Annotated in this window: 21 protein-coding genes and 2 tRNA genes; 10 read left to right on the top strand and 13 right to left on the bottom strand. The window is 53.7% G+C overall.

Annotated features, from left to right (window positions below; genetic code table 11):
* Positions 1-2 precede the first annotated feature (2 nt).
* The 5 genes from ACLJRE_RS17755 to tssH form a co-directional block, all read right to left on the bottom strand.
* Complete coding sequence (locus tag ACLJRE_RS17755) at positions 3-161, bottom strand: BPSL0067 family protein (RefSeq protein ID WP_001632431.1); 159 nt, start codon at positions 159-161, stop codon at positions 3-5.
* Between the two features lie 14 nt (positions 162-175).
* The gene (gene tssC / locus ACLJRE_RS17750; RefSeq protein ID WP_000013884.1) at positions 176-1,684 is read right to left on the bottom strand and encodes a type VI secretion system contractile sheath large subunit; all 1,509 of its coding nucleotides are present in this window, start codon (positions 1,682-1,684) and stop codon (positions 176-178) included.
* A gap of 23 nt (positions 1,685-1,707) precedes the next feature.
* Positions 1,708-2,250, bottom strand: a complete 543-nt coding sequence (tssB, locus tag ACLJRE_RS17745; RefSeq protein WP_000996818.1) for a type VI secretion system contractile sheath small subunit — start codon at positions 2,248-2,250, stop codon at positions 1,708-1,710.
* Positions 2,251-2,313: 63 nt separating this feature from the next.
* A complete protein-coding gene (locus ACLJRE_RS17740; RefSeq protein WP_000175471.1) occupies positions 2,314-2,604 on the bottom strand; it encodes a hypothetical protein in 291 nt (96 codons plus the stop codon).
* An 85-nt stretch (positions 2,605-2,689) separates the two neighbouring features.
* A complete protein-coding gene (tssH, locus tag ACLJRE_RS17735; RefSeq protein WP_000449786.1) occupies positions 2,690-5,353 on the bottom strand; it encodes a type VI secretion system ATPase TssH in 2,664 nt (887 codons plus the stop codon).
* A gap of 367 nt (positions 5,354-5,720) precedes the next feature.
* On the opposite strand from tssH, the gene tagK reads away from it, so the two are divergent.
* Genes tagK through ACLJRE_RS17705 form a run of 6 tightly spaced genes read left to right on the top strand, consistent with a single transcriptional unit; the run spans position 5,721 to position 11,876 of the window.
* Entirely contained in the window at positions 5,721-6,623 is a 903-nt protein-coding gene (tagK, locus tag ACLJRE_RS17730; protein ID WP_023212864.1) for a type VI secretion system-associated protein TagK, read from the top strand.
* Positions 6,610-7,434: a type VI secretion system accessory protein TagJ gene (locus tag ACLJRE_RS17725; protein WP_023212863.1), complete on the top strand. Its 825-nt coding sequence runs from the start codon at positions 6,610-6,612 to the stop codon at positions 7,432-7,434. The genes tagK and ACLJRE_RS17725 overlap by 14 nt, the downstream gene beginning before the upstream one ends.
* Positions 7,431-7,925 carry a type VI secretion system baseplate subunit TssE gene (tssE, locus tag ACLJRE_RS17720; RefSeq protein WP_000108008.1) on the top strand — a complete coding sequence of 165 codons (495 nt, stop codon included), beginning with the start codon at positions 7,431-7,433 and terminating at the stop codon, positions 7,923-7,925. Before ACLJRE_RS17725 ends, tssE begins: the two co-directional genes overlap by 4 nt.
* Positions 7,926-7,940: 15 nt before the next feature.
* The gene (gene tssF / locus ACLJRE_RS17715; RefSeq protein WP_023212862.1) at positions 7,941-9,824 is read left to right on the top strand and encodes a type VI secretion system baseplate subunit TssF; all 1,884 of its coding nucleotides are present in this window, start codon (positions 7,941-7,943) and stop codon (positions 9,822-9,824) included.
* Positions 9,821-10,816 carry a type VI secretion system baseplate subunit TssG gene (tssG, locus tag ACLJRE_RS17710; protein ID WP_000145239.1) on the top strand — a complete coding sequence of 332 codons (996 nt, stop codon included), beginning with the start codon at positions 9,821-9,823 and terminating at the stop codon, positions 10,814-10,816. Before tssF ends, tssG begins: the two co-directional genes overlap by 4 nt.
* Before the next feature lie 10 nt (positions 10,817-10,826).
* Positions 10,827-11,876, top strand: coding sequence for an ImpA family type VI secretion system protein (locus ACLJRE_RS17705; RefSeq protein WP_023212861.1), 1,050 nt, complete (start codon positions 10,827-10,829; stop codon positions 11,874-11,876).
* A 319-nt stretch (positions 11,877-12,195) separates the two neighbouring features.
* Here the strand turns inward: ACLJRE_RS17705 and ACLJRE_RS17700 are convergent.
* Both ACLJRE_RS17700 and dnaQ read right to left on the bottom strand, forming a co-directional pair.
* A tRNA-Asp gene (locus ACLJRE_RS17700) sits at positions 12,196-12,272 on the bottom strand.
* A 133-nt stretch (positions 12,273-12,405) separates the two neighbouring features.
* Positions 12,406-13,137 carry a DNA polymerase III subunit epsilon gene (dnaQ, locus tag ACLJRE_RS17695; RefSeq protein WP_001562201.1) on the bottom strand — a complete coding sequence of 244 codons (732 nt, stop codon included), beginning with the start codon at positions 13,135-13,137 and terminating at the stop codon, positions 12,406-12,408.
* 63 nt (positions 13,138-13,200) lie between these two features.
* Here dnaQ and rnhA point away from each other — a divergent pair, with 63 nt between their 5' ends.
* On the top strand, positions 13,201-13,668 hold the full coding sequence (gene rnhA, locus ACLJRE_RS17690) for a ribonuclease HI (RefSeq protein WP_000917872.1): 468 nt from the start codon (positions 13,201-13,203) through the stop codon (positions 13,666-13,668).
* On the opposite strand, the gene ACLJRE_RS17685 is transcribed toward rnhA, so the two are convergent.
* Entirely contained in the window at positions 13,665-14,387 is a 723-nt protein-coding gene (locus ACLJRE_RS17685; protein ID WP_000801238.1) for a class I SAM-dependent methyltransferase, read from the bottom strand. The genes rnhA and ACLJRE_RS17685 overlap by 4 nt on opposite strands.
* Before the next feature lie 34 nt (positions 14,388-14,421).
* Here ACLJRE_RS17685 and gloB point away from each other — a divergent pair, with 34 nt between their 5' ends.
* A complete protein-coding gene (gloB, locus tag ACLJRE_RS17680; protein WP_001052773.1) occupies positions 14,422-15,177 on the top strand; it encodes a hydroxyacylglutathione hydrolase in 756 nt (251 codons plus the stop codon).
* A gap of 71 nt (positions 15,178-15,248) precedes the next feature.
* A complete protein-coding gene (gene mltD, locus ACLJRE_RS17675) occupies positions 15,249-16,616 on the top strand; it encodes a murein transglycosylase D (RefSeq protein WP_000644706.1) in 1,368 nt (455 codons plus the stop codon).
* 55 nt (positions 16,617-16,671) lie between these two features.
* On the opposite strand, the gene ACLJRE_RS17670 is transcribed toward mltD, so the two are convergent.
* From ACLJRE_RS17670 to ACLJRE_RS17660, 3 genes are all read right to left on the bottom strand, one after another.
* Positions 16,672-17,442: a class I SAM-dependent methyltransferase gene (locus tag ACLJRE_RS17670; RefSeq protein ID WP_000207221.1), complete on the bottom strand. Its 771-nt coding sequence runs from the start codon at positions 17,440-17,442 to the stop codon at positions 16,672-16,674.
* 77 nt (positions 17,443-17,519) lie between these two features.
* Entirely contained in the window at positions 17,520-18,320 is an 801-nt protein-coding gene (locus ACLJRE_RS17665) for an endonuclease/exonuclease/phosphatase family protein (RefSeq protein WP_001230970.1), read from the bottom strand.
* A gap of 131 nt (positions 18,321-18,451) precedes the next feature.
* A complete protein-coding gene (locus ACLJRE_RS17660) occupies positions 18,452-19,627 on the bottom strand; it encodes an MFS transporter (protein WP_058108934.1) in 1,176 nt (391 codons plus the stop codon).
* Positions 19,628-19,731: 104 nt separating this feature from the next.
* On the opposite strand from ACLJRE_RS17660, the gene yafC reads away from it, so the two are divergent.
* Positions 19,732-20,646 carry a DNA-binding transcriptional regulator YafC gene (gene yafC, locus ACLJRE_RS17655; protein ID WP_000648536.1) on the top strand — a complete coding sequence of 305 codons (915 nt, stop codon included), beginning with the start codon at positions 19,732-19,734 and terminating at the stop codon, positions 20,644-20,646.
* Positions 20,647-20,666: 20 nt separating this feature from the next.
* On the opposite strand, the gene dkgB is transcribed toward yafC, so the two are convergent.
* Positions 20,667-21,470 (bottom strand): 2,5-didehydrogluconate reductase DkgB, encoded by an 804-nt coding sequence (gene dkgB / locus ACLJRE_RS17650; protein ID WP_000154880.1) that lies wholly within the window; start codon positions 21,468-21,470, stop codon positions 20,667-20,669.
* A gap of 164 nt (positions 21,471-21,634) precedes the next feature.
* Positions 21,635-21,711: transfer RNA gene (locus ACLJRE_RS17645), tRNA-Asp, on the bottom strand.
* Between the last annotated feature and the right edge of the window lie 126 nt (positions 21,712-21,837).

Below are 21,837 nucleotides of genomic sequence, written 5' to 3'. Positions count from 1 at the left end.
TCCTACTCAATGATATAAAAAGCTTCGGCATTGTTACTGGCATTCGGATATGTGTCATCATTACGTACCCCACCTTTACGAGACCGTGGGCGAGACGAAATTCTTTTCTTCATATCCCTCTTTATATTCTCTATCTTCTCTGTCTTCACTCGCTTAAACATTCATAAAATATATATCAGGCATTGCCCTGCTTCACTGACGGCAGTTTTGTCACCAGGCGCAGCGATCCCGTCAGCCCTTCAAGCTGGAAATGCGGACGCAGGAAGAATTTCGCGTCGTAATAACCTGGATTGCCTTCGACCTCTTCCACCACTACTTCAGCGGCAGCCAGCGGACGACGGGCTTTAGTTTCTTGCGAGGAGTTCACCGGATCGGCGTCGACATAATTCATGATCCACTCGTTCAGCCAGCGCTGCATATCCTCACGCTCTTTAAAGGAACCGATTTTGTCGCGGACGATACATTTGAGGAAGTGCGCGAAGCGCGAGCAGGCGAACAGGTACGGCAGACGGGCGGACAGGTTGGCGTTGGCCGTCGCGTCTGGATCGTAGTATTCCTGTGGTTTTTGCAGCGACTGTGCGCCGATAAAGGCGGCATAGTCTGAGTTTTTACGGTGGATCAACGGGATAAAACCGTTTTTCGCCAGTTCAGCCTCGCGGCGGTCAGAGATGGCGATTTCGGTCGGGCATTTCATGTCCACGCCGCCATCGTCAGTCGGGAAGGTATGGCAGGGAAGATTTTCCACCGCACCGCCTGATTCCACACCGCGAATCAACGTACACCAGCCGTAGTGTTTGAAAGAACGGTTGATGTTTACGCCCATCGCGTAGGCCGCGTTGCTCCAGACGTATTTGGTATGGTCAGAACCATCCGCATCTTCTTCAAAATCAAACTCGTCTACCGGGTTAGTTTTTGCGCCATACGGCAGGCGGGCAAGAAAACGCGGCATCGTCAGGCCAATATAACGGGAGTCTTCGCTGGCCCGCAGGGAGTTCCACGGCGCATATTCCAGGTTCTGAGTGACGATTTTAGTCAGGTCGCGGGGATTCGCCAGCTCCTGCCAGGAGTCCATTTGCAGTACCGAGGGGGAAGCCCCGGCAATAAACGGCGCATGGGCCGACGCGGCGACTTTGGCGATAGAGCCAAGCAGATCCACATCGGGCGGTGTATGGTCGAAGTAGTAATCCGCAATGATACAGCCATAAGGTTCGCCGCCTAACTGGCCGTATTCGGCTTCATACAGTTTCTTGAACATCGGGCTTTGATCCCAGGCGATGCCCTTGTAACGCTTCATGTTGCGCCGCAATTCATCTTTTGACAGATTCATGAAGCGGATTTTCAGCTTTTCGTCGGTCTCGGTGTTGTAAACCAGATGCTCCATACCGCGCCACGAGGATTCCAGCTTCTGCCAGTCGGGATGTTGCAGAATCAGTTTGATCTGTTCGGTCAGTTTAAAGTCGATCTGCGCAATAATAGCGCTGATGCTTTTATAGGCGTCATCGCTGACGGTGATCGTGTTCGCCAGCGCCTGTTGCGCCAGCGTCTGCACCGCGGCTTCCACGGCTTTTGCCGCCTGGGTAGTCTTGGGTCGGAAGGCCTGATTCAGCAACGCATCAAATTCACCGGATGCGGAGACGGTATCCTGAGCAACCGCGTCGGTTGCCTGCATATTACTGTTTGCCATGAAAATTCCTTAAAAATTCGACATTATTCCGCTGATTCATTATCCGCTGACACACCTTGCTGGGTAGCGGCCGATTTCGGCGCATTCGCCAGCGTTTTCAGCAGAGTCGGGTCCTGCAACAGTTTATTGACCAGATTTTCCGCCCCGGCCTTGCCATCCATGTAGGTCTGAAGGTTCGCCAGTTGAGTGCGGGCTTCCAGTAACTGGTTCAGGGCGTCCACCTTGCGGGCAATCTGTGCCGGCGAAAAGTCGTCCATATTTTCCAGCGTGATATCGACCATCAACTGACCTTCACCCGTCAGCGTATTCGGCACAGCGAACGCCACGCGCGGCGCAATGGCTTTCATGCGCTCATTGAAGTTATCAATATCAATATCGAGGAATTTGCGATCCGTCACCGGCGGCAGTTCTTCACGCGGTTTCCCGGCCAGATCGGCCAGCACCGCCATCACGAACGGCAGCTCGATTTTTTTCTCAGAGCCGTAAATCTCTACGTCATATTCAATCTGCACGCGCGGCGCGCGGTTGCGCGCGATGAATTTCTGCGCGCTATTGTTGATAGCCATAATCCTTCATTTCCTTTTTAGTCAACTGGTTGCCGCAAGGGGAGCGGTATACCGGTACAGTTTTTAAAAATCATACTCAGAGAGTTTTTTTATAATCTCTTTGTTTTCTTTGTACTTTTCCCGTAACCCAGGAAGTGCTTTTTTCGCCGGAGGGCACCAGGTATTAATGCCCTTTTCTATGTCTTTTTTATCCTCTTCCGGTAAAGAACTGTCCCATTCGCCGGCCAGATGCTGGCACATCTCTGCATTGCTCAGAAAATGCTGCACATCCTGTGGTAAAGGCGGTTCGCCATGAACACTGAAAGCGAACATCATTAGCAAAGGAGTCAATAACGCCGGGTAACGTAATGTCATATTTAATGCCCATCAATTGACCAGTGGGGTTTATCTGTATTTCCGCCGACAAACTTAGTCACGCCATAAACCCACTGCGCACCACTTAACTCTTTTGGCATATTCCCTCCTGCGAGGTTGTCTCAAAAACAATCTGCTCATCACCATTAACGCCGATATCAATCTGCCTGATAGCGGCTTTTTCCGTCATGGCCTGCAACCAGTAGCGCGACAGTCGTGGCAGGATGTGCTGTTCGATGTAGCCAATCAGCAACCGCGCGCCCGTTTCATGCATTGGGCAGCACGCCACAATATGTGCGACCAGTTCCTCGCTATACGTCAGCGTCACGCCGTGCTGTTCACCCATCCGCGCCACCAGCCGGTCAAGGTGCAGACGGGCAATCACGCCACGCGACGTTTCATCCAGCGGCAGGTAAGGGATCACCGTCACGCGGCCCAGAAATGCCGCCGGGAAATGCTTGCGCAATTCCGGCATTAGCGCCTCTTTAAGCCCCGTAGCATCGGGCATTAAGGCCGGATCTTCACACATCTGGCTGATGAGGTCGGAACCCACGTTGGTGGTGAGTAGTAGCGTGGTGTTTTTGAAATCGACATGTGTTCCCTCACCGTCCTCCATGCCCCCTTTATCAAACACCTGATAGAAGAGTTCGTGGACGTCATGGTGCGCTTTTTCGATCTCGTCGAGCAGCACTACGCTCCAGGGGTGGCGACGCACCGCTTCCGTCAGCACACCACCCTCGCCATAGCCCACATAGCCGGGCGGCGCGCCTTTCAGTGTGGAAACGGTGTGAGCCTCCTGGAACTCGCTCATATTGATGGTTACCAGGTTTTGCTCACCGCCGTAGATAGCCTCCGCCAGCGCCAGCGCGGTTTCGGTTTTACCGACACCGGACGGCCCGGCCAGCATAAACACGCCCACCGGTTTGCGTGGATCGCCCAGTCCCGCCCTGGCGGTCTGAATACGTTCACCAATCTGCGCCAGCGCGCCGTCTTGCCCGGTAACGCGTTGCGCCAGTCGGGCAGGCAGTTCCAGCACCTGGCTGGCCTCATCTTTCACCATGCGCCCGGCAGGAATACCGGTCCAGTCGGCGACAATCGCCGCGACCACCGCCGCGCTGACTTCCGGGAACACCACCGGCGCGTCGCCCTGCCACTCCCTTAGCGCCGTTTCGGCCTGTTGCAGCGTGGTTTTGTCATCAGCATCAGACTCTGCGAGACGCAGTTTCTGCAACGTATGTACCAGTTCCAGCTCCCGCTGCCAGCGGGATTCGGATGCAGTCAGTTCATCGTTGAGCGAGAAAATTCGCGCCGTCAGCACATCGCGCCGCTCATCTGACTGAATCCCCATTTTTTCCTGCTTCTGCAACAGCGACCGTTCCATTTCCGCCGCTTTTAGCTGCTGGCGCAGGAACTGTACGCTGGCAGGCGGCGTGTGCAGCGTCAGCGCCACGCGGGCCGCGGCGGTATCCAGCAGGCTGATGGCCTTATCCGGCAACTGCCGGGCGGGAATATAGCGGTGAGAAAGCTGTACCGCCGCACGTACCGCCTCATCCAGAATCAGTACGTTATGGTGTTTTTCCAGCGTATCCACCAGACCACGCACCATTTCCATTGCGGGGATTTCTTCCGGTTCGGCAATCTGCAACACCTGAAAACGCCGGGTCAGTGCCGGATCTTTCTCAATATGGCGCTTGTATTCGCTCCAGGTGGTGGCGCCGATAGTCCGCAGGGTGCCGCGCGCCAGCGCCGGTTTCAGCAGGTTAGCGGCATCGCCCGTGCCGGATGCGCCGCCCGCGCCCACCAGAGTGTGAACTTCATCAACAAACAGAATAACCGGCTGCGGCGAGCGCCCGGCCTCTTCCAGTAACCCTTTCAGACGCGATTCAAACTCGCCTTTCATGCTGGCTCCGGCCAACAGAGCGCCAACGTCCAGCGCCAGCAGCCGTACTTCCCGCAGCGCGGGCGGCACTTCCCCCTGCGCAATCGCCAGGGCAAAACCTTCGACGACCGCCGTTTTCCCGACGCCCGCCTCACCAGTCAGTAGTGGATTATTCTGGCGACGGCGCAGCAGAATATCCGTCATGGTGCGGATTTCATGCTCACGCCCCGTCACCGGGTCGATTTTGCCGTCGCGCGCCTGTGCCGTCATGTCCTGACAGTATTTTGCCAGCGCGGATTTACCGTCCTGCCCGCCGTTGGGAATCGCCTGACTGCTTTCACCGGGAATGGCTGATGCCAGGCCGGAGCCGTCGTAAGGGCGCTCCTGCGCTTCCGGCGATGTTTCGATCAACGAGGGCAGTATTTCAGTCAGTTCATCAACCGGAAGCGTGGCCAGCGGCGCGCAGATACTGCTCAGTACCCGACGCAGTTCTGGCGTGGTCAACAAGGCCAGCAGCAACCAGCCGCTGCGAATTTTGTTATCGCCGTAACGGACGCTCGCCAGCATCCAGGCCTTTTCAACGCTGAGATCGATATGGTGAGAAAAATCACTAATGGCGCTGGCCCCGGCGGGCAGCATATCCAGTTGCCGGAGTAACGCTTTCTCCACATCAGAAAGAGGGATCTGGTAATGCCGAAGAACGTGGAGAATATCGTTATCGGGCTGCTGTGTTAACTGGTGCAGCCAGTGAGTCAGCTCAACCCAGGGATTAGAGCGTAGTTTGCAAAATGCCGTTGCCGATTCCAGCGACCGGAATAGTGGGCCGGCCAGTTTTCCATACAACGCACTGCGTGAAACAGGAGTTTCCATGTGTTATGCCTTGTGACATAAAAATTCATAAAAATAATGCATCAATGCATATAAATATATAAACAATTCTTTATTGATAGCCTCGAAAAAATATCGAAACAAAACAATGATACAGATCAGGGACTAATTAGCAACCAAGCTGTTAATATTAAATAATCAATGAACAGCAAGATAAAAATCGCAATTACAGAATTAAAAGAAATAATATTTCAAAAAAGACATCTATGCATACAACAATTCATTCACGACGAAAATAATAAAAAGGGTGTCATCAATAATGACTCCCTATGAATTTAGTTAAAATTATTTATGAATTAAAACTCCCTAAACGTTTCCTCCAGAAAAATAAATACATTTAAGGGACATAATGAAACAAGACATGTGGGAATTACGGAAAATACAGTCGCAGGGTATAACGGATAACGCACAGTATCCCGCAGGGACATACATCGTATTTACTGCCGCCGCCCCCTACATTCCGCTTTTTGAGCAACATGGGAAAGACGATATCGCGCTCAGTCTTGTTCGCCACGAAGAGGCGTGGTGGATTGTTAATCACTCTGATGAACTGTGCTGTGCCGTCAATGAGCAGGTGATGGAACCTCATCACCGTATGCGGCTGAATGATGGAGATACGATTGAATGGGGTCTGTCATCCTGGTGCCTTGCCCGCACCAATGATGAGTCCCGTCCCGATGTTTCGTTTCCTCAGTTGGTTCAGTCATCTGAATCCGTTGCTGAGTACTTGGATCTGGACTGGTTTAAACAACAACAGCTCAATCCGCAGAACCCGTTCGATATTATTCCCGTCCGGGAAACCGCGCCCTCTTACACCGGCCATGAGGCGGATAGCACGCTACACCAGCTTTACCAGGAATATCAGCAGGCATTGCAGCCCTCCGGGCAGGAAAAGCCCCTCCGTGCTAAACCGTTTCCCCGAAATGAAGACGCTGTCACCCAGGATTTGACGTCGTTATACGATAAAAAGGGCGACACCGACACGTTACAGGATATGGTGGCAGGCGCGCCCGGTATTGATGCCATTCTGGATACGCTGGACACGACCGGTGAGGGTGAAATGCACTGGCTGGTGATGGAATCAATGCCCGATATCCTGCAACTGCTCTCGCCGGAACTGGGGGGGAAAACCGCACATAGCGAGATACTGCCCGATCTGACCCGCCGCGAGCATCGTATTATTGGCATCGATAGCCACTACCGAATCACTCCGACACAGAAAAATGGAAATACCGCCTATGAAAAAAACTGACACGCTTCCTGCTACCCTGTCCGCGCTGCTACAGGAATACTCTATTGCGGAGGGGATTCAGATGGCGGAGCAGAAGGTTCGGGAAAATCCGGCGAAGGCGCTCTGCCGCCACAGCCTGTTTCAGTTGCTGTGTGTGGCCGGAGACTGGTCGCGGGCGCTACACCAGCTTCAGCTATGCGCCAGGATGGAGGCTAATTATACCCAGGAGGCCCGGCTGTACCGGGAGCTGGTTCGCTGCGAAATGTTCCGCCGCACCGTTTTTCAGGGTGAACAACGACCCGGTTTCCTTCTGCCGCAGCCCGTTTGGGTGGAGTCACTGCTGGCGGCACTCGCCTGTCATGACGATACCGGTGAGGTTGATAAACACCGTAATACCGCACTGGAAGCCATAACAGACACGGGCGGGCAGTGGAACGGCGGCGCGTTTGACTGGGCGAGCGACAGCGATTCCCGCCTTGGCCCGGTACTTGAGCTGGTCACCGGCGGCGTGTATATCTGGCTACCGTTTTCGCAAATACGCTCGCTGGAATCGCCGCAACCGACGCGCCTGACCGATCTGCTGTGGAAACCCATTAATATCACCCTGATGAATGGCGATACGCACGGTGCCTGGCTCTTTACCCGTTACAGCGGTTCGGAAAGTGCATCTGACGCCCTGCGTCTGTGCCGGGAAACCGCCTGGCAGGACGGTCCCGGCGAAACCACCGTGCGGGCGCTGGGGCAGAAAGTCTGGCTGACCAGCCACGGCGATATCAGCCTGCTGGACATGGCCCATTGTACCTTTCATGCTCAGGAAAACGATGGCGCATGAGCACGTCTCGTTTTACACCCGCTAACCACCTGCTGCCCACCCTATTTGATCGGCTGTGTGACAATGCTCCGTATCAGAAAATTGACCGGGATATCAGCGTCACGCCGGTACAACTGAAGGAGATCATTCGTCGGGATCTCTCCTTTTTGCTCAATACCATTAGCCACGAGGGTGACATCGACGCCCGGCGCTATCCGCAGGCGGCGGCGTCAGTGCTCAACTATGGCCTGCCGCCGCTGGCGGGCAGCTTTATGTATGAGCATAAGTGGGACGATATCAGCGAGGCGATCCGGCGCGCCATTATTCGTTTCGAACCCCGGCTGAACGCCGCCACACTCAGGGTCACGCCATTGCTCGATAAAACCCGGCAGGGTAGCTATAACACGCTACAGTTTGAAATTCGCGGACAAATTCTGACGCAGCCGTATCCCACGGAGTTTATGGTACGCAGCGCGCTGGATATGGAACTGAGCCGCATTACGTTCTTTTAATACAGGGCATTATTCATGGATCCACGGCTACTGGAGTATTACAACCGCGAACTGAGCTACCTGCGGGAGACCGGTGCTGAGTTCGCCACCCTCCATCCCAAAATTGCCGCCCGACTGGGGATGCAGGGAAGCGATATTGCCGACCCGTATGTGGAACGCATGATCGAGGCGTTCAGCTTTCTGAGCGCCCGTACTCAGCTAAAAATTGACGCCGAGTTTCCCCGCTTCACACAGCGGTTACTGGAAGTCGTCAGCCCCAATTACGTCACCCCCACGCCATCGATGGCAGTGGTAAAGCTGTATCCCGATACGCAGGAAGGCGACCTGGCGAAAGGGGTCACCGTGCCGCGCGATACCGCGTTCGTTTCCCCTATCCCGGAAGGCGAAAATACCGCCTGCCAGTTTCGCAGCAGCCAGGACGTCACGCTGTGGCCGCTGTCCATCGAGGAGGTACGCCTGACCGCCGCGCCACCGGATATGCCCGCCCTGCACCGCTATCTGCCGCCTAATATTCATGTCGCCGGGGCATTGCGCATCACCCTGCGAACCTTCGGGGAACTGACTTTCAGCGAGCTGGCCGGTCCGGCACGGCTGCCCTTTTACCTCTGCGGCGAAGAACGCATTGCGTCACACCTGTTTGAGCTGCTGCATACCAGCGCCGTCGCCACACTGGCCGGTGAACCCGGTCACTTTGACGGCGAACTGAATGTGAATCTTCAACACCCGGTGGCGCACGAAGGGCTGGAGCCAGGGCAGGGGCTGCTGCCGCTCGCCTGGAACGTGTTTCACGGCCATAATCTGCTGCATGAATTTTTCGCCTGTCCGGAACGGTTTTACTTCTTCACCCCGACCGGATTGTCTGCCGGGTTACAAAAGGTGCAGGGCAATGTGGCGGAAATTGTCATACTGCTTAATCGCCTGCCGCCGGACTGGCTGATTCATCAGACGGACGCTGCACAGTTCAGCCTGTTCTGTACGCCGGTGATCAACCTGTTTCCCCGCACCACCACCCGGATTGAAGTCACTCACAGCGTGACGGAACAGCATCTGGTGGTAGATCGTACCCGTCCGCTGGATTACGAGGTGTTTTCTGTTCAGGAAGTCGAAGGCCTGGAAGCGGAAACCACACGGAAGATGATTTTTCGTCCGCTGTATCACACCCGTAATAATGACGAAGGCAACCACGGGCGTTATTTTTCACTGCGTCGTGAACCGCGCCGCTCGTCAGAAAATGCCCGCCGCTATGGCACCCGAACCCCCTATACCGGCTCGGAAATCTTCCTGTCGCTGGTTGATCAGCATGAAGCGCCCTACCCGGAAAATCTACGCCATATCACCGTCACGGCAATGGTAACTAACCGCGATCTGCCCTGCCTTATTCCACGTAATGGCCGGGATGATCTGACCGTAGATGCGGCGATCCCGGTGGCGGGCGTGGGTCTTATCAGACCGCCGCGCCCGCCGCAGCCGCCGCTGACTGAACGCGAAATGGCCTGGCGGCTGATCCGGCAGTTGTCGTTTAATTATCTGCCGCTGGCCGATCTGGATCACCGCACCGGCGGCCAGGCGCTGCGCGATCTGCTGAATCTGTTTATTCCGGCTCACGACAGCCCGCAGTCGCGCCAGGTGCGCAGCCTGATTGGCTGCAAAACCACCCCGGTGACCCGCCGCCTGCCCGGCTCCGGTCTGTTGGTCTATGGCCGGGGCGTCAGTTGCGAACTGACCGTGGACGAAGAAGGATTTTCCGGTATCAGTCCTTACCTGTTCGGTCTGGTGCTGGAACACTATATTGCCCGCCATGTTTCCATTAATACCTTCTCGCAGATGACGCTGCACTCGATGCAACGCGGGCATGTCATGACCTGGCCGGTAAGAACCGGGCAACGGGGGAGCGTATGACCGGCGCTCTCGACCAGGCGCAGAAAACCCCATGGCGTTACGGATTCCTGAACCTGATGCGGCGCGTGGATGCCCAGCTCTGTGATACTCCGGCAGGCAGTATCTGGCAGCCACGGATGGAAAAATTCCGTCTGGGACAGACGCCGACGATGACCTTTGCGCCACGGGAAATCGCCCAGGTCAGCTGGCAGGATGGACGCCTGCACCTGAGCCTGTACAGCCTCGGACTGTGGGGGCCAAACGGCCCGTTGCCGCTGCACTATACCGAGCTGGCGCTAAATCGCTCAGAGAGCCGTCACGATCCGACGCTGGTTCATTTTTCCAATATTTTTCACCACCGCTGGCTGACGCAGTTCTGGCAGGCATGGCGCAGCGCCCAGTCCGCTGGTGGCGGGCTGGACAAACCGGAACACGACCGTTTTGCGTTTTATATCGCCAGTCTCAGCGGGCAGGATCTACGGGAAAGCGCCGAAAGCCCGCTGTCAGATCATGTTCGCCTGGCAGCCTCCGCTCATCTGGTACGCGAATCGCGTAATCCTGACGGACTGGCCGCCACGCTGGCACACTATTTCAGCGTACCTTTTGCGGTGAAAGAATTCGCCCTGCACTGGATAACGGTGGCGAACGATGAAATCACCCGTCTGGGCACGCCCGCGCAGTCTTCGGTGCTGGGCAACGGGGCGCTTATCGGCCAGGCCGTACCGGATATGCAGTACAAATTCCGGCTAATTATCGGCCCGCTCACGCTGGAGGATTACCTGCGTTTTCTGCCCGGCGGCAACAATCTGCCCGTGCTGACAGAACTGGTGCGTACGTTCATCGGTTTTGAATATTGCTGGGAAATTGAGCTGCAGTTGAAGCCTCATGCCGCACCGCCTGCGGTGATCGGCGGCGCGCAGCGGCTTGGCTGGACGGCCTGGGCAGGTAAAGCCATGCATGACCGTCCGGTGACCGGCATGATTTTTGAACCTGAACACGGCTTAACCCACTGAGAGTAATGATATGGACATGTCCCTGACTAAACCGGTAAGCGCGGAACAACCCTGCGGCCCCGATCCGGAGTACGATCCGGAATACCTGCTGCTGTTCAGCCGCGCCGCCCCCCAGGCGGAGGCGCAATATGGTGATTTTGTCAGTACGCCGGAAGCCGTGAACTGGCCGGAAATTGAGCGTGATGCGCGCCGTCTGCTCACGCGCAGTAAGGATATCCGGGTGTTGATCCTGCTGCTGCGCAGTCGCATCCAGCAGGCTGGCGCACAGGGACTGGCGGAAATGCTCACACAACTGGCAGAACTGAGCGTAATCTGGTCTGATGCACTCCATCCACAGCTGCTTACCGGCGAAGGCGCATCCGCAGAATCTATTGAAGATGCGGCGCTGGCGCGCAGTAATGCCCTGGCGGCGCTGCTGGATCACGAAGGCGTGATGGCAGACATTCGCGGTATCACGCTGTCAAACAGTGCCGCCCTGCGCCTGCAGGTACGGGATGTCGAGCGCGCGTTATCCGCTCCCCGCCCGGCTGATGCGCTGGCCCCCGAATCCGTCCGCCAGCAACTGGCCGACCTCGAAGCCCGTGGGGCATTACCGCTGGCGGCGTTTCGCGAAGCGCAGGAAAGCGCAGAACGCCTGCAAGTGTGGGCGCGTGAGACATTAGGCGATCTGGCTCCAGATTTTTCACGCCTGCGGCAGTTGTTGGCGCTACTGCCTGACGTGGTACAGACAACCACGCCGGAAATTCCTCCGTCGCCAGCGCCAGCCCCCGCAGGCACGGTTATGGATAATGCCGTTCCGGCACGGGCAGAGGATGTGCCGCCTGTCAACACGCCCCCCGGTATATCCCTCCCACACAATGCTGAACCGGGGCCAATTCGCGATCGTAATGATGCGCTGGAACGCCTGCGGTGCATTCGTCGCTGGTTTGAGAGCCGTGAACCCAGCAGCCCGACCATCCCACTGTTACGCCAGGCTGAAAGACTGGTGGGAAAACGGTTCTCGGAGGTGATCAATGAAATCCCGGTGGAGTTACTGGAGAAGTGGGATGCCCTGGAGTGATGATGCCCATGTCTGGCGGTTCTCCGTGATTATCTGAGTGACATCAACCTTACGCAGTCTGCTTCTGCGCTGAATATGTCCCGATCCCGGTTAAGCACCGCCATGAGGCCGCGCCTTAAATGTCAGTGGGACAAAATAACCATGGCAGTGAAAGAAGTGGCGGTAATATCCTGTTCGTCATCCAGGCGTAGGCCCATTTGCGTCAGATTCCACGATAGACGGAGGAACTTCTTGAAGACGAAAAAAAACCGTATCCCTTTTACAGTGATACGGTTTTTTTACTTCACAGGATGTATAAAAACACCCTGAGATTTGTATCTGGCGGAACGGACGGGACTCGAACCCGCGACCCCCTGCGTGACAGGCAGGTATTCTAACCAACTGAACTACCGCTCCGTTATGTTCCCGCTGGGAACGAGGCGAATATTACGGTTTGCGGTGTCGCCCGTCAACGCTTTTTCTCACCTTTTGAATCAGTTGCTGCAAAAATCGCCCGAAGGATGATTTTTATAGCCTAAAAAGGAATAAATTACGCCCGCCAAAGGCAACTTCCGCCCTTTTTCTGCACCAGATCAAGCCGCGATTCATGCGCAGCCAGCTCTTCATCAGAGGCGAAAACGACCCGTAACCGGCTGGCCTGGCGAACGATTCGCTGAATGGTCTCTTCACCTTGCTGCCGTTGCGTCTCTCCTTCCATCGCAAACGTCATGGACGTTTGCCCGCCCGTCATCGCCAGATACACTTCAGCAAGGATCTGGGCATCGAGCAATGCGCCGTGCAAAGTACGTTTGCTATTATCTATCTCATAACGCGAACACAGCGCATCAAGGCTGTTACGCTTGCCGGGGAACATTTTCCGCGCCAACGCCAGGCTGTCGGTAACTTTGCAGAAAGTATTGGTTTTAGGAATATCGCGTTTAAGCAGACCAAACTCATAATCCATAAAGCCGATATCGAACGATGCGTTATGGATGACCAGCTCCGCGCCGCGGATATAATCGAGAAACTCATCGACCACATCAGCAAAAACCGGCTTATCCAGCAGAAACTCATCGGCGATGCCGTGTACGCCAAACGCTTCCGGATCCACCAGCCGATCCGGCTTCAGGTAAACGTGGAAGTTATTACCGGTCAGACGACGGTTTATCACCTCAACCGCACCGATCTCAATAATCTTGTGACCTTCATAGTGCGCGCCTATCTGGTTCATACCGGTGGTTTCGGTATCGAGGACAATCTGTCGTGTAATTGCAGTGCTCATATCGGTCATTTATGTCAGACTTGCGTTTTGTTATCGATTTCAATTACAGGAAGTCTACCAGAGATGCTTAAACAGGTAGAAATTTTCACCGATGGCTCTTGCCTGGGGAATCCAGGGCCTGGTGGTTATGGCGCTATCTTACGCTATCGCGGTCATGAAAAAACGTTTAGTGAAGGTTACACGCTGACCACCAATAACCGTATGGAACTGATGGCGGCGATCGTCGCGCTTGAAGCGTTAAAAGAACATTGCGAAGTGACATTGAGCACCGACAGCCAATATGTGCGGCAAGGAATTACCCAATGGATTCATAACTGGAAGAAACGCGGCTGGAAAACAGCGGAAAAGAAACCCGTAAAAAATGTCGATCTCTGGAAACGTCTCGATGCTGCGTTAGGTCAGCATCAGATCAAATGGGTATGGGTCAAAGGCCATGCAGGCCATCCCGAAAACGAGCGTTGTGATGAACTGGCGCGCGCCGCGGCAATGAATCCCACGCAGGAAGATAGTGGCTACCAGGCGGAAGCTTAGCCATCCGGTTTGCGATATTGCCGGGTGGCGCCAACGGTCTGGCGGATAGGGGTTTTACTTTTATTATGTCGCAGCGGATTAAGCGTAAGCGGGATGGTCCGCTTACGGGCCACAATAAGCTGTAAACAGCCCAGCGCCGGGATATGCGTATTTAAAAGCCGCCCTCCCTGCTTTTTCCAGGGTAAGACATGAAAACGGCTATAATGTAGCACTTCGAAATTGAGTAAAGACAGCCAGTCCAGTTGCCGCATAAGGGTAAACATCCGACTATTATAGGGCGGTGTTTTACGTAAAACGGGTACCAGTTTACGTAACCCCATCAAACTCAGCGGGTTAAATCCACTGATGACCAGCCAACCGTCATCAATCAATACGCGGTCGGCTTCCCGTAATAAACGGTGCGGGTCGGTACACCACGGCAAAGTATGCGCCAGCAGACAAACATCGACGGATTTATCCGCAAAAGGAAGATGTAGCGGATCGGCCAGAACCTGCATCGGCGACCCCTGCGATGAAACATTCACCTGATGGGAGACCGCGCACGCTTCGGAATTGATTTCTGCGCTTAAATTACCGATTTTAAGCAAATGGAAACCATACATTTTTGCAAACCACGGATTGAGCTGCTGTTCCAGCGCCTCACGGTAGTAATTGCCCCAGGGCAACTCACCCCAACATCCGGGCGCAACGACAGTTTGAGAGAGCCTTGCCGGTTTCATCGCAACCTTCCGCTAATTATTTGAGAGGTAATATATGAATCTTAACAGTATTCCCGCGTTTCAGGACAATTACATCTGGGTGCTGACCAATGATGAAGGCCGCTGTGTGATTGTTGATCCCGGCGAAGCGGCACCCGTCTTAAAGGCCATTGCTGAACATAAGTGGATGCCGGAGGCGATTTTTCTGACGCATCACCATCACGACCATGTTGGCGGAGTCAAGGAGCTGTTGCAACACTTCCCGCAAATGACGGTTTATGGACCGGCGGAAACGCAAGACAAGGGAGCAACCCATCTTGTTGGCGATGGCGATACTATTCGCGTTTTAGGCGAGAAATTTACTCTTTTTGCCACGCCGGGCCACACGTTAGGACACGTCTGTTACTTTAGCCACCCTTACTTATTCTGCGGCGACACGCTGTTTTCTGGTGGCTGTGGTCGACTGTTTGAAGGCACGCCATCACAGATGTATCAGTCACTTATGAAAATTAACTCTCTGCCTGACGACACGCTCATTTGCTGTGCTCACGAATACACTTTAGCTAACATTAAGTTCGCATTGAGCATACTTCCGCACGATTCGTTCATAAATGAATATTATCGTAAAGTTAAAGAGTTACGTGTAAAAAAACAAATGACATTACCCGTTATTCTTAAAAATGAGCGTAAGATTAATCTTTTTTTAAGAACTGAAGATATTGATTTAATTAACGAAATAAACAAAGAAACAATATTGCAACAACCAGAAGCGCGTTTTGCATGGTTAAGGTCAAAGAAAGACACGTTCTGATAATTCTTACTTGTCATTCGCTAACTTCGCCGTTATGATCGGTCGTCTTTTAAGCAACTATTGACACACACATGAAGGCAAAAGCGATATTACTCGCCTCTGTCCTGCTTGTGGGGTGCCAGACGTCTCAGAACACTGGCAACGTCCAACAGCACGCACAGAGCCTTTCTGCAGCTGGTCAAGGGGAAGCAGGAAAGTTTACGAGTCAGGCACGATGGATGGACGACGGAACGTCTATCGCGCCAGATCAGGACTTGTGGGCTTTCATTGGCGACGAGCTAAAGATGGGAATTCCGGAAAACAGCCGGATTCGCGAACAGAAACAGAAGTATTTACGCAATAAGAGCTATCTCCACGATGTAACTTTACGGGCAGAGCCGTATATGTACTGGATAGCGGGGCAGGTTAAGAAACGTAACATGCCTATGGAGCTGGTACTACTACCCATAGTGGAGAGCGCTTTTGATCCTCACGCAACGTCTGGCGCCAATGCCGCAGGCATCTGGCAGATCATACCGAGCACAGGGCGCAATTATGGTTTAAAGCAGACCCGTAATTATGACGCGCGTCGCGATGTTGTAGCCTCTACGACCGCCGCGTTAGACATGATGCAGCGTCTGAACAAAATGTTTGACGGCGACTGGCTGTTAACCGTTGCAGCGTATAACAGCGGCGAAGGCCGTGTTATGCGGGCAATTAAAGCAAACAAAGCGCGTGGAAAACCGACGGATTTCTGGTCGCTTTCTTTGCCCAGAGAAACAAAACTCTACGTACCTAAGATGCTGGCATTGAGTGAAATTCTCAAAAACAGCAAACGCTACGGCGTACGTCTGCCAACAACAGATGAAAGCCGAGCGCTGGCACGAGTTCGTTTAAACAGTCCAGTTGAAATGGCCCAGGTTGCGGATATGGCGGGCATGTCTATCAGCAAGCTGAAGACGTTTAATGCCGGTGTAAAAGGGTCTACCTTAGGCGTAAGCGGTCCGCAATATGTTATGGTGCCCAAAAAGCATGCCGAGCAGTTGCGTGAGTCGCTGGCTTCCGGTGAGATTGACGCCGTTCAGTCCCAACTGATCGCCGACAATACGCCGTTGAATAGCCGTAGCTATAAGGTGCGCTCTGGCGATACGCTTTCCGGTATTGCTTCGCGGCTTGGCGTAAGCACGAAGGACTTGCAGCAGTGGAACAACCTGCGTGGTTCGCGCCTGAAAATCGGGCAAAGCCTGACCGTAGGTGCTGGCAGCAGCGCGCAACGACTGGCAAACAATAGCGATAGCATTACCTATCGTGTCCGTAAAGGCGATTCGCTTTCCAGTATCGCCAGACGTCACGGGGTGAATATCAAAGATGTAATGCGCTGGAACCATGATACGGATAATCTACAACCGGGCGATCAGCTTACGTTGTTTGTGAAGGACAATAGCACGCCAGACTCCTGATATTGTCCGACGAAAAAGCCAAAAGGCGCCGCTTCCCCCGGCGCCTTTTAAATTGCTATACCGCTTTATGCGCTTCCAGCATGATAGTATCGCTGCTAAACGAGCCGTCATCCTGCAACTCAAAATAACGCTTCACCTCTACCGGGGCACTCGCCTGATATAATCGAATCGCTTCAACCAACGGCGCTGGCGTACGCATCCGCGTTACCCATGAGCGAAACTCCAGCGATAAACGATCGGTTATCACGGTATTCGTTACCAGCATCGCGTTATTGACCATCGCCAGCCATTCGCCACTGGAATAGTTACGGACATGCGACGTGTCGCGTAACGCCTCCACCGTTTGCAGCCAGATATCGCGTACAGGATGTCCAGGCGACATGACATCCATGATAATCAGCACGCCGCCGGGTTTTAATACACGATAAACCTCACGCAATGCCTGACCAACGTCGTGCCAGTGATGCGCGGAATAGCGGCTAATCACCACCTCAAACGATGCATCTTCAAAGGGCAGTTTTTCGGCATAGCCTTGCCGGAGAGTAATATTACTTAAATGTCTTTCTTCCGCCGCTCCAGCGACAACCTCAAGCATGCTGGCGGATAAATCGTATGCCACGACCGAGTTGGCATGTTGCGCAGCGACAAAACTCGCGTGTCCAGCCCCACATCCCATATCCAGTACGTTCGCGTGGGAAAAATCAGACAACCTTTGCGCCAGCCGCGCTAAGTCACGACCCGCTGCGTGAACGGCGCTATGTAAATAGGCGTTCGCCTGTGAACCAAACTGCTTTTCAACATTGTCATGGTGGGAATGCGTTGTCATGGTAGTGCCCTTCTGTTATGAGAAAAATAGAGGGCAGCACCCGCAGAGGCCTGCCCCACGGCAGACCTGACGCACCTTTATTGCTCAGGTTTGCCGGGACTGAATTCAACGAGTAGCGGATTGTGATCGGAAGCGCGCGTCACCAGTACGGAGGCTTCATTCACGTTTAACCCACGATAAAAAACAAAATCCAGCGGTCGTCCAAACGCACGACGGCGCTGATCGTCAGTGAAACGCACCTGGCGCAGCGACATCTCACGTGCAAAGCGGTACAACGCATTCATACGTGGACGGCTCCAGGCATTAAAATCACCCGCCATAATGACAGGGCCGCTATGGTGCGCAATCTGGTCGCCGATCGGAAGTAACTGCTTACTGTATACGTCCACGCCCAGACTAAAATTTACCGCATGAACATTTACTACCATTAATAAACGGGTATCCGGCAAGGGATATACCGTCACCAGGGCTGATTTCGCCAAACGTAAAATCGGTTCTCTTTCCCGTAAAGGGCAGCAGTAAACAGGATGGGCGGCAGAAAGCGTCATGACGCCAGACGGATGCTGAGGTAATACAAAAGCGGGAACCTGATCGGCGGCAAGATAGTTAGCGGTGGCAAACTGTACCAGTTCAGGCGTCGTCTGCGCCTCCTGCAACAGGACCAGATGCGCATCTTTGCCGTAGTTCTTCAGCACCGATAACCATTCGGCTCGCTGCTGCTTGAATATATTCCACACGAGGATACGGATCCGCTCTTCACTGCTTAGCGGTTCCCCGGCGGGCAATGCCTGGCCGATGCTCGCAAACGACCCGGGCGGCAAAATCCGCTCGGCGGGCTGTCCGGCAACATAGCGCATCGCATAGGTGTTTTTTCGCACTTTTGACTTTCAAACCTCTGTAACGTCAACCAGTCCTCAACCGGACTGGTTCTTCTGTTATAGGGATTTTAGCACTCACTTTCAACGAACAATTGCAGTTTGTTTTGTAAGTAGGCGCTTACATCAATAATTTACTCCAGAGCAATGCGTACAGGTTTATCAAGACGTCCGCTGACACCCATCAGCAGGAAAGCCACCAGAACAATGAGGGCGCCAATCCACGGCGTCTGCGCCAAACCGTAATGCGCCACCGTTTGCCCGCCAATCACGGAGCCCAGCGCAATACCAATGTTAAACGCCGCAATGTTCAGACCTGACGCCACATCAACGGCATTGGGCGTAAATTGTTCCGCTTTCTGTACCACGTAGACCTGCAACCCCGGTACGTTACCGAAGGCAAAGATCCCCATCACCAGAATGGTAGCCAGCGCGGCATACTGCGTGGAGGCCGTCACCTGGAAGACCATCAGCAGAACAAACAGCGCGGCGAAAATGAATTTCAGCGCCGGCACGGCACCATGCTTATCCGCCAGTTTACCGCCCCAGATATTGCCGATAGCCACAGATACGCCATACCCCAGTAAGATCCAGCTTACCGCTGCCGGGGAGAATCCCGCCAGATCCTGCATCATCGGCGCCAGGAAGGTGAATGCCGTGAATACCCCGCCGTAGCCCAGCGCTGTAACGGCGTAAATCAGCAACAGACGAGGATGAGTCAGTACTTTCACCTGGTCACGAATGCTGGCGGCCGCCCGACCGGGAATATTGGTCGGGATCAGCAATTGACTACTCATCAGCGCAATCACGCCTAACAGTGATACCGCAAGGAAGGTCTCACGCCAGCCAAAATGCTGACCGATAAATGTGCCCAGCGGAACGCCTGTGACCAACGCGACCGTTAAACCACCAAACATAATAGCGATAGCAGAAGCCGCTTTCTCTTTTGGCACCAGACTTGTCGCGATGGTAGAGCCAATCGAGAAGAACACGCCGTGCGCCAGGCCCGTCAGCAAACGGGCAGCGATTAATGTCATATAGCCCGGCGCCTGCCATGCCAGTAAATTCCCCACCGTAAACAAGACCATCAGCGCAACCAGTAACTGCTTACGCGGCAGGCGTCCGGTCAGAGCGGTCAGCACCGGCGCGCCAATAGCCACCCCCAGCGCATAGATTGAAACCAGCATTCCGGCGGAAGGTAACGAGACAGCCAGTTGTTGTGCAATGGTCGGCACCAGGCCGACAATCACAAACTCAGTCGTACCGATAGCGAAAGCACTTATTGTCAGTGCAAATAAAGCGAGAGGCATACATAACTCCATAACAACAGTAATCAGATGACACGCAGTATGCCTGGATGTTTTAATGACAAAAATAGCCAAAATATCAATTTAATTTTGCTGCAGGAGCAAAAATGAAAGCCACCTCCGAAGAACTCGCAATTTTTGTCGCTGTCGTGGAAAGCGGCAGCTTCAGCCGGGCGGCAGAGCAGCTTGGACAGGCCAATTCCGCTGTCAGCCGGGCAGTTAAAAAGCTGGAGATGAAGCTCGGCGTCAGTCTGCTTAATCGTACGACACGACAGCTGAGCCTGACTGAAGAAGGAGAGCGATATTTCAGGCGCGTGCAGCAGATACTGCAAGAAATGGCCGCCGCAGAAACGGAAATCATGGAGTCGCGTAATACCCCGCGCGGCTTACTGCGTATCGATGCGGCAACGCCGGTAATGCTGCATTTCCTGATGCCGCTGATTAAACCTTTTCGTGAACGGTATCCGGAAATAACGTTGTCTCTTGTCTCCTCAGAAACGTTCATCAATCTTATTGAACGAAAAGTGGATGTTGCGATACGCGCAGGCACGTTGACAGATTCAAGTCTGCGCGCGCGTCCGTTATTTACCAGTTATCGTAAGATTATCGCTTCACCGGATTATATTGCCCGTTTTGGCAAGCCAGAGACCGTTGAAGAGTTAAAACGGCATCTGTGCCTGGGGTTCTCAGAACCTGTTTCGCTCAATACCTGGCCAATAGCCTGTAGCGATGGGCAGCTCCATGAGGTTGAATGTGGGATTTCTTCCAACAGCGGGGAAACGTTAAAACAACTTTGCCTGAACGGTAACGGCATTGCATGTCTTTCAGATTATATGATTGATAAAGAGATCGCGCGGGGAGAACTGGTGGAACTGCTGGCCGATAAACGTCTGCCGGTAGAAATGCCTTTCAGCGCCGTTTACTACAGCGATCGCGCCGTCAGCACACGCATTCGGGCATTTATCGACTTTTTGAGCGAATATATAAGAACAGCTCCCGCAGGAGCTGTGAAAGAGGGTTAAAGGTACAAAGGATCGGGTAATTAATCCCAGGCAGGAGCCAGTCCTTCCGGGCTAACCAGACGATCGTTGCAGTCCAGTGCCGCGATCGCATTTTTATCTTCGGCATCCAGATGCAGATCCTGCGCCAGCAGGTTGCTTGCCAGGTTTTCACGCCTGGTGGATGAAGGGATCACGGAGTAACCTTCACCCATTGCCCATGCCAGAATAACCTGCGCCGGCGTCGCATTATGTTTAGCCGCAATGCGCGCAATCACTTCATCTTTCAGCGCTTTGCCGTATGCCAGCGTCATATAAGAGGTGATGTGGATACCGTGCGCTTTCGCCCAGTCAACCACCTTACGATTCTGCAGATACGGAGATAGCTCAATCTGGTTGGTGGCGATATGGTCTGCGCCCACCGCGGCAATAGCATTTTCCATCAACGGAATGGTAAAGTTTGAAATGCCAATTTCGCGAGTCAGGCCTTGTTTTTTAGCTTCCAGCAATGCCAGCATAAATTCTTCGACAGACACGGCATCACCCGGAGATGGCCAGTGGATCAGCGTCAGATCGACATAATCGGTACGCAGTTTTTTCAGGCTCTCTTTCAGGCTTGGGATTAGTTTGTCTTTGCTAAGGTTTTCAATCCAGATCTTGGTGGTGATGTACAGCTCGCTACGTGGTACGCCGCTCTCAGCAATCGCCTGTCCAACAGCCGCTTCATTATCATAGATTTGCGCAGTGTCGACAGCACGGTAGCCCAGTTCAAGCGCCGTTTTCACAGAAGCGATAACCACGTCGTCTTTCAGGCGAAAAGTACCTAAACCGAATGCAGGGATAGTCATAGAATTCCTCTTTTTAATCACTATGTTCGTTAACTGAGGGGATTATGACCTTCAGCGCTTTGTAGAAAAAGAGCGAAAAATGCAGAGGATTTTTGCGAATTGAGCAATAATTAAATGACAGGCAAAGAAAAAGCCCTGAGCTAATGCTCAGGGCTCTTAATAAGTGGCGGAACGGACGGGACTCGAACCCGCGACCCCCTGCGTGACAGGCAGGTATTCTAACCAACTGAACTACCGCTCCACCGAATTCTTTTACAACCACTGATTTTTACATCAGTTTACTGCTTAAATTGATGCCTGGCAGTTCCCTACTCTCGCATGGGGAGACCCCACACTACCATCGGCGCTACGGCGTTTCACTTCTGAG

This window comes from Salmonella sp. SAL04157 (assembly GCF_046551635.1).
GTDB classification, from domain to species: domain Bacteria; phylum Pseudomonadota; class Gammaproteobacteria; order Enterobacterales; family Enterobacteriaceae; genus Salmonella; species Salmonella enterica.
The sequence above is the reverse complement of the archived record's forward strand: the minus strand, read 5'-3'. Positions and strand labels throughout refer to the sequence as shown.